Annotated in this window: 13 protein-coding genes; 4 read left to right on the top strand and 9 right to left on the bottom strand. The window is 68.0% G+C overall.

Annotation, left to right across the window (positions count from 1 at the left end):
- Positions 1-22 precede the first annotated feature (22 nt).
- The 3 genes from nirB to ACFWAY_RS29390 form a co-directional block, all read right to left on the bottom strand.
- Positions 23-2533, bottom strand: a complete 2511-nt coding sequence (gene nirB, locus ACFWAY_RS29400) for a nitrite reductase large subunit NirB (RefSeq protein WP_378513040.1) — start codon at positions 2531-2533, stop codon at positions 23-25.
- A 52-nt stretch (positions 2534-2585) separates the two neighbouring features.
- Positions 2586-3998, bottom strand: coding sequence for an MFS transporter (locus ACFWAY_RS29395; protein ID WP_378456669.1), 1413 nt, complete (start codon positions 3996-3998; stop codon positions 2586-2588).
- Between the two features lie 131 nt (positions 3999-4129).
- Entirely contained in the window at positions 4130-5380 is a 1251-nt protein-coding gene (locus ACFWAY_RS29390; protein ID WP_378456670.1) for a CynX/NimT family MFS transporter, read from the bottom strand.
- 11 nt (positions 5381-5391) lie between these two features.
- On the opposite strand from ACFWAY_RS29390, the gene ACFWAY_RS29385 reads away from it, so the two are divergent.
- A complete protein-coding gene (locus ACFWAY_RS29385) occupies positions 5392-6057 on the top strand; it encodes a FadR/GntR family transcriptional regulator (protein ID WP_378513039.1) in 666 nt (221 codons plus the stop codon).
- Here the strand turns inward: ACFWAY_RS29385 and ACFWAY_RS29380 are convergent.
- The 3 genes from ACFWAY_RS29380 to ACFWAY_RS29370 form a co-directional block, all read right to left on the bottom strand.
- Complete coding sequence (locus ACFWAY_RS29380) at positions 6054-6908, bottom strand: TIGR02569 family protein (protein ID WP_065490438.1); 855 nt, start codon at positions 6906-6908, stop codon at positions 6054-6056. The two genes, ACFWAY_RS29385 and ACFWAY_RS29380, sit on opposite strands and share 4 nt — an antisense overlap.
- 81 nt (positions 6909-6989) lie before the next feature.
- Positions 6990-8174, bottom strand: a complete 1185-nt coding sequence (moeZ, locus tag ACFWAY_RS29375) for an adenylyltransferase/sulfurtransferase MoeZ (protein WP_037245180.1) — start codon at positions 8172-8174, stop codon at positions 6990-6992.
- A 134-nt stretch (positions 8175-8308) separates the two neighbouring features.
- Entirely contained in the window at positions 8309-9445 is a 1137-nt protein-coding gene (locus ACFWAY_RS29370) for a DUF3152 domain-containing protein (RefSeq protein ID WP_378456673.1), read from the bottom strand.
- Positions 9446-9669: 224 nt separating this feature from the next.
- Here ACFWAY_RS29370 and ACFWAY_RS29365 point away from each other — a divergent pair, with 224 nt between their 5' ends.
- A complete protein-coding gene (locus ACFWAY_RS29365; RefSeq protein ID WP_005259707.1) occupies positions 9670-10341 on the top strand; it encodes a TetR/AcrR family transcriptional regulator in 672 nt (223 codons plus the stop codon).
- A gap of 57 nt (positions 10342-10398) precedes the next feature.
- Here the strand turns inward: ACFWAY_RS29365 and ACFWAY_RS29360 are convergent, their stop codons facing one another.
- The gene (locus ACFWAY_RS29360) at positions 10399-10629 is read right to left on the bottom strand and encodes a DUF3107 domain-containing protein (protein WP_005259708.1); all 231 of its coding nucleotides are present in this window, start codon (positions 10627-10629) and stop codon (positions 10399-10401) included.
- Positions 10630-10787: 158 nt separating this feature from the next.
- The gene (locus ACFWAY_RS29355; protein WP_037245178.1) at positions 10788-11468 is read right to left on the bottom strand and encodes a ferritin-like fold-containing protein; all 681 of its coding nucleotides are present in this window, start codon (positions 11466-11468) and stop codon (positions 10788-10790) included.
- 322 nt (positions 11469-11790) lie between these two features.
- On the opposite strand from ACFWAY_RS29355, the gene ACFWAY_RS29350 reads away from it, so the two are divergent.
- Both ACFWAY_RS29350 and ACFWAY_RS29345 read left to right on the top strand, forming a co-directional pair.
- Positions 11791-13410, top strand: a complete 1620-nt coding sequence (locus ACFWAY_RS29350) for a DEAD/DEAH box helicase (RefSeq protein ID WP_378456674.1) — start codon at positions 11791-11793, stop codon at positions 13408-13410.
- Positions 13411-13419: 9 nt separating this feature from the next.
- A complete protein-coding gene (locus ACFWAY_RS29345) occupies positions 13420-14634 on the top strand; it encodes a hypothetical protein (RefSeq protein WP_378456675.1) in 1215 nt (404 codons plus the stop codon).
- A 9-nt stretch (positions 14635-14643) separates the two neighbouring features.
- Here the strand turns inward: ACFWAY_RS29345 and ACFWAY_RS29340 are convergent, their stop codons facing one another.
- Complete coding sequence (locus ACFWAY_RS29340; RefSeq protein ID WP_378456676.1) at positions 14644-15057, bottom strand: VOC family protein; 414 nt, start codon at positions 15055-15057, stop codon at positions 14644-14646.
- Positions 15058-15069 lie beyond the last annotated feature (12 nt).

Here is a 15069-nt window from a genome sequence, read left to right as displayed (position 1 = left end):
TTTCCGCAGCGTTAAGCGGGGATTACTCCGATGTAGAAGCTGCGAATTTCGGCATTCCCATCAACACCGGGACCTTCCGGACGCCCGTGTCGTCGAACGAGACGGTCGGATCGGCCTCCTCGGGCGCGTTGACGAACGACACGAACCGCGACAGCTTCTCCGGGTCCTCGAGCACGCCCGCCCACTCGTCCTTGTATCCCAGAACGTGCTTGGCCATGGCCGCCTCGAGGTCGGCGGCGATGCCCAGGCTGTCCTCGCACACCACGGCCTTGAGGTGGTCGAGCCCGCCTTCGAGGGACTCGACCCACGGTGCAGTGCGCTGAAGACGATCCGCGGTGCGGATGTAGAACATGAGGTACCGGTCGATGTAGCGGACCAGGGTCTCGTCGTCGAGCCCACCGGCGAGCAGCTGGGCGTGCTTCGGGGACTGACCGCCGTTGCCGCCGACGTACAGATTCCAGCCGTTCTCGGTGGCGATGACGCCGACGTCCTTGCCGCGCGCCTCGGCGCATTCGCGGGCACAACCCGAGACACCGAACTTGATCTTGTGCGGGGACCGCAGGCCGCGGTACCGGTTTTCGAGATCGACCGCCATACCGACGGAGTCCTGCACGCCGTACCGGCACCAGGTCGATCCGACGCAGCTCTTCACGGTGCGTAGCGACTTGCCGTAGGCCTGACCCGACTCCATGCCCGCGTCGACGAGACGCTTCCAGATCGCGGGCAGTTGCTCGACGCGGGCGCCGAACAGGTCGATGCGCTGACCGCCGGTGACCTTCGTGTAGAGGCCGAAGTCGCGGGCCACCTCGCCGATGACGATGAGCTGGTCGGGCGTGCATTCGCCGCCGGGCATGCGCGGCACCACCGAGTAGGTGCCGTTCTTCTGGATGTTGGCCAGGAAGTGGTCGTTCGTGTCCTGCAGGCCCGCCTGATTGCGGTGCAGGATGTGGTCCGAGTCGGTGGACGCCAGGATCGACGCGACGACGGGCTTGCAGATGTCGCAGCCCGAGCCCTTCCCGTACTTCGAGATGAGCGCGGAGAACGTGCGCGTGTCGGTGGCCTGCACGATCTCGAACAGCTCGGCGCGGGACTGCTCGAAGTGCTCGCACAGCGCCTTCGACATCACCACGCCGGACGACGCGAGGAGCTGCTTGATGGTCGGCAGGCAGCCGCCGCACGTGGTGCCGGCGTTGGTGCAGCTCTTTACCTGCGCGATGTCGCAGGCTCCGTCGGCGATGGCCCCGCAGATCGAACCCTTGGTGACGCCGTTGCACGAGCAGACCTCGGCGTCGTCGGGCAGGGACCCGGCGCCGGGCTTCTCCCCCGCCGGCGAGATGAGCGACGCCGGATCACCCGGCAGCTCGCGACCGACGAGCGGGCGCAGCGACGCATACGCGGAGGCGTCGCCGACGAGGATGCCGCCGAGCAGCGTCTTCGCGTCGTCGGACACGACCAGCTTGGCGTAGGTGCCCTTGGCGGCGTCGCTGAGGACCACCTCCAGGGCGCCGGCTGTCTGAGCGTGCGCGTCGCCGAAGCTGGCGACGTCCACACCCATCAGCTTGAGCTTGGTGGACAGGTCGGCGCCCGGGAACTCCGCCGCCCCGCCGAGCAGCCGGTCCGCGACGATCTCCGCGGTGGTGTAGCCGGGAGCGACGAGGCCGTAGCACCGTCCCTCCACCGCCGCGCACTCGCCGACCGCGTAGATGTTCTCGTCGGACGTGCGGCAGCCGAGGTCCGTGATGATCCCACCCCGCTCGCCGACGTCGAGTCCGGCGTCGCGGGCCAGCTGGTCCTGCGGCCGCACACCCGCGGAGAACACCAGCAGCGCGGCCTCGATCACCGAACCGTCGGACAGTTCGACGTTGATCCCGTCCGGACCCTCGGCGATGCCTGCGGTGCCGACACCCGTGTGGACGGTGACACCCAGGTCGGTGACCAGGTTGGCGAGCAGCGCCCCACCGCCCTCGTCCACCTGCAGCGGCATCAGCCGGGGCGCGAACTCGACGACATGCGGTGTCATGCCCATCAGCTTGAGGGCGTTCGCGGCCTCGAGTCCGAGCAGACCACCGCCGACGACGACACCGACGGCGCCGGGGCCGGCCGCGTCGGCACGCTTCCGGATTCCGTCGAGGTCGTCGAGCGTGCGGTAGACGAAGCACTCCGGTCGGTCGTGCCCGGGGATCGGCGGCACGAACGGGTACGAACCGGTGGCCATCACGAGAGCGTCGTACGCGACGACCTCGCCCGAATCGGTGGTGACCTTGCGGGACTCCCGATCGATGGTCACGGCCCGGCGGCCGATCCGGAGGTCGACGAGAGCGTCGTCCGGGTAGTCGTTACCCGCGAGCGCAAGCTCCTTGGGGTCCCACGCCCCCACGTAGGAGGACAGTCCCACCCGGTCGTACGCGGGGAGGGGCTCCTCGCAGAGCACCGTCACCGACCAGTCGTCCGACTCGTCGCGCGCACGCAACGCCTCGACGAATCGATGTCCGACCATTCCGTGTCCGATGACCACTGCTGACTTGCGGCTCATGCCGTCGCTCCTTCTAGCTGAATTGCTCGAGTTCATGCGGTACTGCGTGAGGTCACGCCGAGACCGACACCTTTTCGTCGTCGCCATCGGAGACGGTGAGCCCACGAGTGTCGGACGGGCGGCGCAGGAAGACGAACCAGGTGACGAAGATGCAGGCGACGTAGAAGGCGAGGAACACCCAGAACGCCATCGTCGCCGACTTCGCGGTGCCGCCGTAGGACGCGCGAAGCACCAGGTTGATGCCGACGCCGCCGAGGCCACCGATGGCGCCCGCGAAACCGATGAGGGCACCGGACATCGCCCGCGACCACGCCGCCTTGGCCTCCCGGCTGACGCCTTCGAGTCCCTGCGCCTTGGCCTCGAAGATCGACGGAATCATCTTGTAGACCGAGCCGTTCCCGATGCCGGCCAGCAGGATCAGGGTGATGAAGCCGAACACGAATGCCACCAGCACTCCGGCCGTGGCCGCGCCGGGCGTGCCGTCGTCGACAGTCCCCGCGGTTACCAGCACTGCGGCGGCGAGCGCCATCGCGACGAACGTGTACAGCGTGATCTTGCCGCCGCCGATGCGGTCGGCGAGCTTGCCGCCCATCGGTCGCGCGATGGAGCCGAGCAGCGGTCCGATGAAGGCGATCTGCGCGGCGCGCAGCGCAGCCTCCGCGGGGGTGGCGCCACCGGCGAGGAAGTTGATCTGCAGCACCTGACCGAACGCGAAGCTGAATCCGATGAACGATCCGAACGTGCCGATGTAGAGGAAGCTGATGACCCACGAGTCGGAGAACTTCAGCGCCTTGGCCATCGACCGGAGATCGGACTTCTGGTTGCCGAGGTTGTCCATGAACAGGGCGGCGCCGACCGCGGCGACGGCAATGAAGACCAGGTAGACGGCGCAGACGATCCACGGTTCCGTGTTACCGAGGGTGGCGATCACGAGCAGGCCGATCACCTGGATCATCGGGACGCCGATGTTGCCGCCGCCGGCGTTGAGGCCGAGTGCCCAGCCCTTGAGGCGCTGCGGGTAGAACGCGTTGATGTTGGTCATCGACGAGGCGAAGTTGCCACCGCCGACGCCGGCGAGGGCGGCCACGAGGATGAACGTCGTGTACGACGCGCCGGGGTTCATCATCAGGTACAGAGTGAACAGCGTCGGCACGAGCAGGACGAGCGCACTGAAGACTGTCCAGTTGCGGCCGCCGAAGCGGGCCGTCGCCACCGTGTACGGGATTCGCAGAATGGAGCCGACGAGGGTCGGGACCGCGACGAGGAAGAACTTGCCCGCCGCGTCGATCCCGTAGATGTCGGTCGGCATGAACAACACCATGACGGACCAGATCGACCAGACGGAGAAGCCGACGTGCTCAGCGACTACCGACCAGATCAGGTTCCGCTTGGCGATGTCCTTGCCGCCCGCCTCCCAGGCGTCGACGTCTTCCGCGTCCCAGTGCTCGATGTAGTGCTTGTTCACCCGGGCCTCCTCGTTGTGTGGGAGACCCAAAGGTAGAAAACCGGTGTTGCGGCGGTGCTGCGGTCGGTGACCGGGGCGTCAACTGATCCTCACTTTTTGGCTGGGCCGATGTGAGGTTTCCTGCATGTTTCCTAGGCGTGTCGAAGAGCGTCCTGCGGCTCCGAATCGACGTGCCAGCTGTCCTCGAGCATGCGCGGCTTGCACGCCTGGAACGCTGCTATGAGGAGGATCACCACGCCGAACGTCAAGAATCCGAACGACAGGGTCCACCCGCCGGTGCCGTCGTGGAACACCCCGAACAGCAACGGTCCGAGGCACGCGACGGCGTAGCCCACTCCTTGGGTGAAACCGGACAGCGTCGCCGAGCCGATGTGGCTGCGCGTGCGGAGATTGATCAGTGTCAGCGACATCGGGAACGTGCTGGGCCCGAGCCCGAGCAGCACGATCCACAGGATGGGCGCGCTCATCGGGGCGAGCAGCAGTCCGCTGAAGGACACGAGGTAGCAGACCGCGCACCCGATCACGATCGGGAACGGGTTGCGCATGCGCGCGCACAGCGTGGGGGCGCCGAACGCCGCGACGAGGCCCATGAACGAGAACAGTCCCACCATGGCGCCGCCGAACGCCTCGCTCGCGCCCGCGTCGGACAGGATGTCGGGGATCCAGGTGAACATCGAGTACGTGATCATCGACGTCATCCCGAACATGCCGGCCATTCCCCAGCCGACGGGCGACCGCCAGGCCTTCCCGTGGGGGCGGTCGGCCGGAACGTCCGCGGGCGGTTGCGCCGTCAAGACCACGGCGCGACGGCGTTCGCGGGTGAGAAGAAGGATCCATGGGATGGCCGCGGCGAAGCCGAGGAGCGCCCAGACGCCGATCGAGAACCGCCAGCCGAATGCCTCGGCGAGTGGGACGGCCACGAACGCGGGCGCGATGGTGCCGATCTGCACGCCGACGATGTACACCGAGCTCATCACGGCCAGCCGGTCGGAGAAGTAGCGTTTGACGAGCGGCGGAATCACCACGTTGCCGATCCCCATGCCGGCCAGCGCGAGCGCCGACAGCGCCAGCAACGACCAGGTGTCGCTCATCAGGGCTCTCGTGAGCATGCCGACCGCGGCCATCAGCATCGCGACGAGGGCGGTCCGTTCCAGTCCCCACCGCTTGGCGATGAGCGGCGTTCCCAGCCCGAACAGCGCGAACATCGCCGTCGGCACCATCCCGAACACCCCGACAACCGTCGGCGAGAATCCGATGTCCTCCCGGATCTGCGAGGCCAGCGGGGAGAACGAGGTGACCGCCAGCCTCAGCACGAGGGCAGACATGGCGATCGCACAGAAGACGAGGAGGCGGCCGCGTAGAAGAGTCACGAGAGAAATCATAGGATGACAGGATGACCTTTGGAAAACCCGTGCGCCGCTCGAGTCTGATCTCACAGGTCACCGAGCAACTGCGCGACGAGATCTGCAGTGGTCGGTGGGCGGTCGGCGCGAAGATCCCTACCGAGACCGCGCTGTCCGAACTCACCGGAACTGGACGCAACACCGTCCGCGAGGCAGTACAGGCCCTCGTCCACACCGGACTGCTCGAACGGCGGCAGGGATCCGGCACGTACGTCGTCGCCACCTCCGACGTCGGGGGAACACTCGGCAAGTACTTCGCCGGCGCGCACGAGCGCGACGTCACGGAACTGCGGCAGGCGCTCGACGTCACCGCCGCCGCCCTCGCCGCCCGGCGTCGCACCCCGGACGACGTCGCACGCCTGAAAAGCCTCCTCGACGAGCGCTCCCGTTGCTGGGCCGAATCCGACACCGAGGCCGCCGTCGCGGCGGACATCAGCCTGCACCGCGCGATCGTCGAAGCGAGTCACAACGCCGTGTACCTGGAGTTCTACGACTCGCTACTGCCCTCGATCGCCCAGACCGTCGACCGCCACGTGCACGCGACCGGTGCGGGGTTTCACGACGAGCACGGGCGTCTGATCCAGGCGGTGATCGACGGGGACGAGCCCGCCGCGACCACGGCCGCCCGCGATCTGTTCGCGGAGCTGCTCACCTAGAGCAGGAGGCGTACCACGTCGGCCGTGCGGGCGAGTCCGGGAAACGCCTCCGCGGTCGACCGGGGGTGCAGCACGTGGACGGCGAGCCTGAACAGGACCGCACGCAGAAGCATTTGCGGCCATTCGGGCAGATCTTCCCAGCGGCCGATGAGGGCCTCGTCGGCTCCACCCCAGGAAATGGCATCCACCACCGCGACTGCCGCCGCCCACGACGCGGGACGCCAGTACGGAGTGATGTCGGTGATCCCGGGTGCGAGCGCACCGGCGAACAGGACGGTGCCGAACAGGTCCCCGTGCACCAGCTGGTCCGGGCTCGTGACGGGCTTGCGCAGCGTCGCGAGCCCGGTGATCAGCTCCAGACTCTTGCGACCGTCGGGGGACGGCGTCTCGAGCTGGTCCGCACCCTTCGCGCTGCGCAGCGGGATCTTCTCCCAGGCGGCCCGATCCGCCGCCACGAACACGTCGACCTCCGCCCACGGCGCGACCGGGGGCTGCACGAGGAACCGGGGACGGTCGAGCTGCGAGGTGGCGGCGTGGAGCCGCCCCGACATCGACACGACCTCGTCGTGACGCGGTTCGGGTGTGCCCTCGATGAACGTGTCGGCGCGCCACCCGGACACCACGTACCTGCCGTCGGTGGACCGCACGGGACGGGCGAGCCGCACCCCGTCCACCTCGAGCGTCTCACGTACCTTGGCGGACCATGCGGCGCGCGCGTGGTCGGCGACGGCTGACAGGACTACGTCTCCACAGAGCCACCCGCCGTCCCAGTCCGCACCGAGTGGGATGGGCTCGACTTCCCGGAGGCCGAACGTGGAGCACACGTGTTGAGGGGGTTGGCCTGTGCTCACGGACTCAACGCTACCGCCGGGTGGGCCGGTGACACTGCAAGGCGCGCTGGCCCGGAGAGGGCAATCACGCCGCGACGGAGGTCAGTAGACGGGCAGGCTCGTGTCCACCTGTTTGGCCCACGCGATCACGCCACCCTGCAGATGCGTGGCGTCGGAGAAGCCGGCCTTCTTCAGTGCGGCCAGCGCCTCCGCCGACCGGACCCCGGTCTTGCAGTGCAGCACGATCGGCTTGTTCTGCGGAAGCTCCGACAGCGCCTCCCCCGACAGGATGCGGTCCTTCGGGATCAGCACGGCACCGGGCAGGTGGACGATGTCCCATTCGACCGGCTCGCGTACGTCGATCAGTTCGATCTCCTTGCCGGAGTCGAGGAGATCGCGCAACTCCGTGGCCGTGATGGTCGAACCGGCCGCCGCCGCCTGCCCCTCGTCGGACACCACGCCGCAGAACGCGTCGTAGTCGATCAGTTCGGTGATCGGGGTCCGCGCCGGATCCCGGCGCAACGTGATGGTGCGGTAGGTCATGTCGAGCGCGTCGTAGACCATCAGCCGTCCGAGCAGCGATTCCCCGATGCCGGTGATCAGCTTGACCGCCTCGGTGGCCATGATCGAACCGATCGACGCGCAGAGCACACCCAGCACCCCGCCCTCGGCGCACGACGGGACCATGCCCGGCGGGGGCGCCTCCGGGTACAGGTCCCGGTAGTTGAGTCCGCGACCGTTCGGCGCGTCCTCCCAGAACACGGACGCCTGGCCCTCGAATCGGTAGATCGAGCCCCACACGTACGGCTTGTGCGCCAGGACGGCGGCGTCGTTGACGAGGTACCGGGTGGCGAAGTTGTCGGTGCCGTCGAGGATCAGGTCGTACTGCTCGAATAATTCGACGGCGTTGTCGGGCTCGAGCCGGAACTCGTGCAACCGGACGTCGACGTTGTCGTTGATCTCGCGGATCGAGTCACGCGCACTCTCGGCCTTGGGACGGCCCACGTCGGACCGGCCGTGGATCACCTGTCGTTGCAGGTTCGACATGTCGACCTCGTCGAACTCGACGATGCCGAGCGTCCCGACACCCGCCGCCGCCAGGTACAGCAGGGCGGGTGAGCCGAGTCCGCCCGCGCCGATGACGAGGACCTTCGCATTCTTCAGGCGCTTCTGCCCCGCCATGCCGACGTCCGGGATGATCAGGTGCCTGCTGTACCGCGCCACCTCGTCGCGGGAAAGTTCGGCGTCCGGTTCCACCAGCGGCGGCAGTGCCTCGGTGGTCTTCACAGAACGGTCAAGCGACACGGTCCACTCCTGACGATTGCGCGACAGCTTCCGATACGTCGGGCAGCACTGACTTCAACGCCCCGACGGGGTCCATTCTTCCCCTCCCGCCGGCAGTCGCGCGGGGCGGCCCCCGCTCACGCCCTCGGGAACGGCCACGGATTGAAATGGCAGGTCAGACCGTTCATCGGGACGACACCCTCAGGGTCGAGCTGCGCGATGTCGTTGTTGGCCGTCCCGAACGTCTGCTGCATCATCACCGGTGCGAGGCCGCCTTCGGTCTCGCACGGCTGGTGGTCCTGGTAGCCGATGGCGTGCCCGACCTCGTGGTTGATCTGGTACTGCCGGTACGACCCGATGTCGCCCTGGAACGCGATCGCGCCCCGCACCCAGCGCGGCTCGTTGAGGACGACGCGATCGATGCCGGGGTTGTAGCAGGACACCTCCAGCTGGATGTCGTAGCCGCACGCCTCGCGGATGGTCATCTGCGACGTCAGCGACACCCGGAAGTCGGGGTCGCCCTGGTCGACGCGGCGGAACGCGAACCGCGGGTCCTTCGTCCAGCTCTTCGGATTCGACAGCGTCTGTTCGACCATCCGGCCGAACGACTCGTCGCCGCCGAATCCGGACGTGTCGACCCCGTCCTCGATCTCGACGCTGTACGTGAATTCGCGCTCGGTGCCCTGCCCGACCTTGGTCCCGCTTCCGGGAACCACGTGCCAGGTGCCTGCGCCCACCGCCGTGAACGGTCCTCCCTCGGGCAGCGCGCCCGAGGGAAGTTCGGCGGCGAAGTTTCCGTCGGCCTCCGGCGGGATCCCGATGACGCTCGAACCGTCGGTGTCCCGGGTGAGGGTGCCGAATCCGGGGGTGTCGGTCTCGGCCGTCGTCTCGCTGCCACCGGTGTCCCGGACCGCGTCGACCACGACGAGAACGGAGACCACCAGCAGGATCGGGATCGCGTAGGCCCGCCAGCCGTAGGTGGAGACGAACCGGCCGATGCGGCTCTGCTTCCTCGCCTGCCGCTCTGGGCGCGGGTTCCGGGGTCTGCCGACTTCGCGGCTGGTCGGGTCCCACTGCGCGCGGAGTGGTTGATGCGACTGCGCCCCCGGTGCCGACTGCGAAGCGCGGGGACGGACGTCACGCTGGTCGATGCTGCGCGATCGTCGCTCCCCGTCCTCGGAGCTCTGGGGAGCCCGGCCGCGAACACGCGGTCCTCCTCGGTCAGTCACGCAGCCCAGAATCTCACAGTCCGGCACCGCCTCGTCCCAGCGCACCGTCCGCAGGTCATTCGGCGTGTCACGCGGATACGATCCGCAACGTCGCGGCTACCCGGATCACCAGGTGTCCCCGACCCCTGCAGGGCCCCAGTTACCGGTCAGGCAATATCCTTGACCGGGCGAGTCCAGCGAGTCCACCATGAACGGTTCACTACGCGCGGGTATCGTTCACAGGGTTACACAGAATGTGACGCGGAATACTTGTGCAGATTGGAAGCGCTATGACTGAACTCGCGGATCGGACGAACTCCGATCGCGATGCCACCCCCGGAAAGGGCACCGGGGCTCGTCGCAGCACGCGACTCCCCCGTGACGCCCGGCGACTGCAGCTACTCGCCGCAGCCAGCGAGGTCTTCGTCACACGCGGATACCACGCTGCCGGTATGGATGAGATCGCCGAGTGCGCCGGTGTGAGCAAGCCCGTCCTCTACCAGCACTTCCCAGGCAAGCTCGAGCTGTACGTGGCCGTGCTGCAGAGCTATGTCGACAGCCTGATATCCGGCGTCCGGCAGGCGCTGCGCTCGACGACGGACAACAAGCAGCGTGTCCGCGCCGCGGTGCAGGCGTTCTTCGACTTCGTCGACAACGACTCGCAGGGCTTCCGGCTCGTGTTCGAGTCGGACCTCATGGGTGAGCCGCAGGTGCAGAGCCGCGTCGAGCAGGCCACCGAGGCGTGCGTGGACGCCGTGTTCGACCTCGTCAGCCACGACTCCGGTCTCGACCCCTACCGCGCCCGCATCCTCGCTGTCGGCCTCGTCGGCGCCAGCCAGTTCACCGCGCGGTACTGGCTCGAGGCGGCGCGCCCGATCCCGAAGGAAGAAGCGGTCGACACGACGGTCACGCTCGCGTGGGGCGGTCTGTCCCGCGTGCCGCTGCATCCCGAACAGCGCTGACACCGTGCATGAGAAAGGGCCCGCAGTCGAGTCGACTGCGGGCCCTTTCTCATGTGTTCACTTGGTCGGAGCGAATCCGACCTTGCGGATATCGGACGGGCCGATCTCCACGTAGGCGATCTTGCTGGACTGCACGAGGTACTTGCGTCCCTTGTCGTCCTGCAGAGACAAGATCCCGTCGCCACCGGTGAGGGCGTCCGAGACCAATGTCTCGACCTCGTCCGGGGTCTGCTCGCTGCTGACGATGAGCTCACGCGGGCTGTCGATTACACCGATCTTGACCTCCACGGTCAACCTCCGAACTCTCCGAGAAACATCAGCTGTCCAGGCCAGGCTAATGCAGCGGCCGCCACCGGTGCGCGTCTGTGGGCTGTGCCCTGAGCGAACACGCCTGCTACACCAGGCACGGCGGCGGTGCCGTCACACCAGGTGCGGCGGCGGTGCCGTCACACCAGGCCCAGCACGGCCATGCGTTCTGCGTGCATCTCCTGCATGCGGTCGAACAGTGCGACGACGCCGTTGAGGTCGCCGGACGCGGAGATGACGAGTTCGGTCAACGCCTCCCGCTGCGCCAGGACGAACTGTGCCTGGGTGATGGCCTCGCCGAGCAGTCGCCTGCCCCACAGCATGAGGCGGTCCTTGTCGCGGTTACTGGCCTTGATCGCCTGCTGCACCTCGTGGACGACGAACTCCGAGTGGCCGGTCTGCGAAAGCACCTCCTCGACCGTCCGCGAGACCTCGGCGGGCAGCGAGTGCCCGATCTCACGGTAGAAGTCGGCGGCGATCCCGTCGCCGACGTACGCCTTCACCAGCGCCTCGAGCCACGTCGACGGGGTGGTGGACGCGTGGTAGTTGTCCAGGGCGCGAACGAACGGATCCATCGCTTCGAAGATGTCAAACCCGCGCGCTGTCAGCGCCGTCTCGAGCATCTCGAAGTGGCCCATCTCGGCGGCGGCCATGCTCGCGAGCGCCACTTTGCCCTGCAGGGTCCGCGCCATCTGCGCGTCCTCGGACAGCCGGTAGAACGCGGAGATCTCGCCGTACGCGAGGACCGCGAAGAGTTCACTGACGCCGGGGTGATCAGCGGGAATGGTGGAATCAGAGGATGCAGGCGTGTTGGGCTCCATGGCGCCACAGCCTAGTGCGTCGGCCAGTGATGTTTGCCATGCGTAACCGGTTGTGGGGCGTTCTCCGGCTACAATGATCATGGGCAACCGCTCGTCACCACGTTCGTCTCCACGGAGAACGCGGTTTGAGTGATGATCGATCACGATCCGATCAGCGGTTCCCACCGATAATGTGCGCGCACCTGATCGACGGTCCCAGCCGCGCCTCGCCGAAATCTTCGATTTCTGCGCTGAGGCAGAGGCAGGATCGACTCGGAAGAGGACATCGACGAGCGTCGACTGGGAAATCGGGCCGACCAGCGGCCTGGCCCTTACCTCGTGCGTGCGTGCAGCTACGAGGAAGGCCAGTCCCCTGAGCAAGATCACTGTCGACCATGAAGACGACGCAACCGAGACCACGCTGTCGGCGCAACTCGACTCCACGCACGTCGCCCCCACCTTTGCCGAGCTCGGAGTTCGTGACGAGATCGTCCGCGCACTCGACGAGATCGGCATCGAGCGCACGTTCGCGATCCAGGAGCTGACGCTCCCCCTCGCCCTCGCCGGCGACGATCTCATCGGTCAGGCCCGCACGGGCATGGGCAAGACGTTCGGGTTCGGCGTCCCGCTTCTCCACCGCATCTCCAGCGGCACCACCGGGACGGCCGCACTCGACGGCACTCCCCGCGCGCTGGTCATCGTCCCCACCCGCGAGCTGTGCATCCAGGTCACCAAGGACCTCGAGGGCGCCGCGAAGTACCTGAAGGGCGAGAAGAACAAGCTCGAGGTCCTCGCCATCTACGGTGGCCGTCCCTACGAGACGCAGATCGCGACCCTCCAGAAGGGCGCCGACGTCGTCGTGGGCACCCCGGGCCGTCTGCTCGACCTCGCCAACCAGGGTCATCTGATTCTGGGCAAGGTCGAGGTCCTCGTCCTCGACGAGGCCGACGAGATGCTCGACCTGGGCTTCCTGCCCGATATCGAGCGCATCCTCGGGATGGTGCCGGACAAGCGTCAGACGATGCTGTTCTCGGCCACCATGCCGGGTCCTATCATCACGCTCGCCCGCACGTTCCTCACCCAGCCGACGCACATCCGCGCCGAGCAGGCCGACGACTCGGCGGTGCACGACCGGACCAGCCAGCACATCTACCGGGCCCACGCGCTCGACAAGGCGGAGATGGTGGCCCGCGTGCTGCAGGCCGACGGCCGCGGCGCGACGATGATCTTCACCCGCACCAAGCGCACCGCCCAGAAGGTCGCCGACGATCTCGCCGAGCGCGGTTTCTCCGTCGGCTCCGTCCACGGCGACCTCAATCAGGTCGCTCGCGAGAAGGCGCTGAAGGCGTTCCGCACGGGCAAGATCGACGTGCTGGTCGCAACGGACGTCGCGGCCCGCGGTATCGACATCGACGACGTCACCCACGTCATCAACTACCAGTGCCCGGAGGACGAGAAGACGTACGTCCACCGGATCGGCCGCACCGGCCGGGCGGGCCGCACCGGTATCGCCGTGACGCTGGTGGACTGGGACGACATCCCGCGCTGGCAGCTCATCGACAAGGCTCTCGGCCTCGGCCTCCCCGATCCGGCGGAGACGTACTCCAGTTCCCCGCACCTGTTCGAGGAGCTGTCGATCCCGGCCGACGCGACCGGCACGATCAAGCGCCCCCGGGTGGAGAAGACCGAGAAGGTCGCACCGGAGCGGAGCGAGAACACGGACACCGAGCAGGGCGAGAAGGCCGAGCGCACGGAACGTCCGGCACGCACCCGCGCCCGCCGGCGCACCCGTGGTGGCCGCCCCGCGGACTCCGTGGGCCCCAAGTCCGTGTCGCCGGAGCCGACGGCACCCGAATCCGCCGCTGCGAGCGGAGACGCCGACGGCGAGGGTGCCTCCAAGCCCCGCCGGCGTCGTCGCCGCCGGACCACGAAGGTCGGCGCCGCCGCGACGAACGCGGAGTAAACAACCACCGTGCTCGCACCTGAGCGGCGCTCGCGCGCCGATCTCGTCGTCGCTGCCGGAATCGCTGCTGCGGTGGTGGTCGCCCTCACCGTGGTGTGGTTCCGCAGCGATGCCCGGGGCACCACCTCGGTCACCGCCGCCGAGCCGCCGCCTGGGCTCGTCACGGCCCTGACGGTTCCGGAGACGCTGAGCCCGATCTGGGACTCCGCCAGTTCCACCACCACTGCACCCCTCGTCGTGGGTGGTGCGGTCGTCACCGCCGACGGTGGGGACGTCGTGGGACGGGACCGGATGTCGGGTACCGAGCTGTGGCGGTACGAGCGTGATCTCGACCTGTGCGGTGTGACGGCGTCGTGGGAGAAGGTCGTGGCCGCCTACCGCGACGACCGCGGCTGCTCCCAGGTCACCGAACTCGACGGCGGTACCGGCGAGCGCCTGGCGCAGCGGAGCAGCGACGCCGATTCCGGGGTGACGCTGAAGGCCGACGGAACCTATGTGGCGTCCCTCGGCGACCGCCGGCTGGAACTGTGGCGTTCCGACCTCGTCCGCACCGTCGAGTACGGACGGGTGGACGCGCCGGTGAATCCCAAGAAGCAGCCACGCAGCGGATGCACGCTGATCGATGTCGGTTCGAGCAGCAGCCGGCTGTCCGTTCTCGAGCGCTGCCCCGGCGAGGTGGCCGATCGCCTGACGGTCATGAACCCGTCGCCGAAGGACAATCAGGAACCCGAGGAATACGGGTCGAGCGTCCTGGCGGGGGTGGATGCCGGCGTCGAGGGTGCGCGCATCCTCGGGGTGTCGGGCGAGACCACAGCCGTCTACCTCCCCGCGGGCACGTCGTACGGACCGCGGATCGGCCTGTTCGACGGCACCGGCAACGCCGTGTCCGAATACGCGCTCTCCCTCCGGGTCGGACCGGATCCCGTCACGTCGACGAGCAGTTCGGTGGTCACCTGGTGGACCGGTTCGGACGTGGTGTCTCTCGGTGCCTCCGATCTCGCACCGCGCTGGATCTTCCCCGGCGCTCTCGGCCCGGGCGCCGTGATGGCCGGAAACCTGCTGGTTCCGGTGGAATCCGGCATCGCCGTGCTCGACCTGTCGACCGGCGCGTTGCTGCGCACGATCCCGGTGACGCGTGACGTCGCGGCGGGGCCGATCACGACGACGGTGGCCGGCGACGTCGTGCTCGAACAGCGCGGCAATGATGTCGTGGCGCTGCGCTGAGGTCACCCCTCACGCGGGTTCGGCGAACACCACGAGATAGCCGTCGAGGTCGCGGATCCAGATCTCGCGATGTCCGGCATTGGGATTGACGTGCTCGTCCGCGACCACGTCGGCGCCCGCCTCCCGCACCCGCGCGACGGTGCCGTCGAAGTCGGGGGTCTCGAACCAGATCGCCACCCCGTTTCCGCGCGGGAGCGAAGGATCGCCGAGGGCGCCGTGGTGGTGGCCTTCGTCGAGCCGGTGCAGTTGCAGGATCATGTGCCCGTCGACGCGGAGTTGCTCGTAGTCGCGTCCGCCGTGGCCGCTGCGCGCGTCCAGGATCTTCCGGTACCACTCGCCTGCGCGTTCGACGTCGTCGACGGCGAGGAGCGGCTGAGCCCGCATCGTCAGGGTGTTGCTCCGAGGCGTATCCGAGACTGTCATGGCCCCGACGTT

This window comes from Rhodococcus sp. NPDC059968, from assembly GCF_042738615.1.
GTDB lineage: Bacteria > Actinomycetota > Actinomycetes > Mycobacteriales > Mycobacteriaceae > Rhodococcus_F.
The sequence above is the reverse complement of the archived record's forward strand: the minus strand, read 5'-3'. Positions and strand labels throughout refer to the sequence as shown.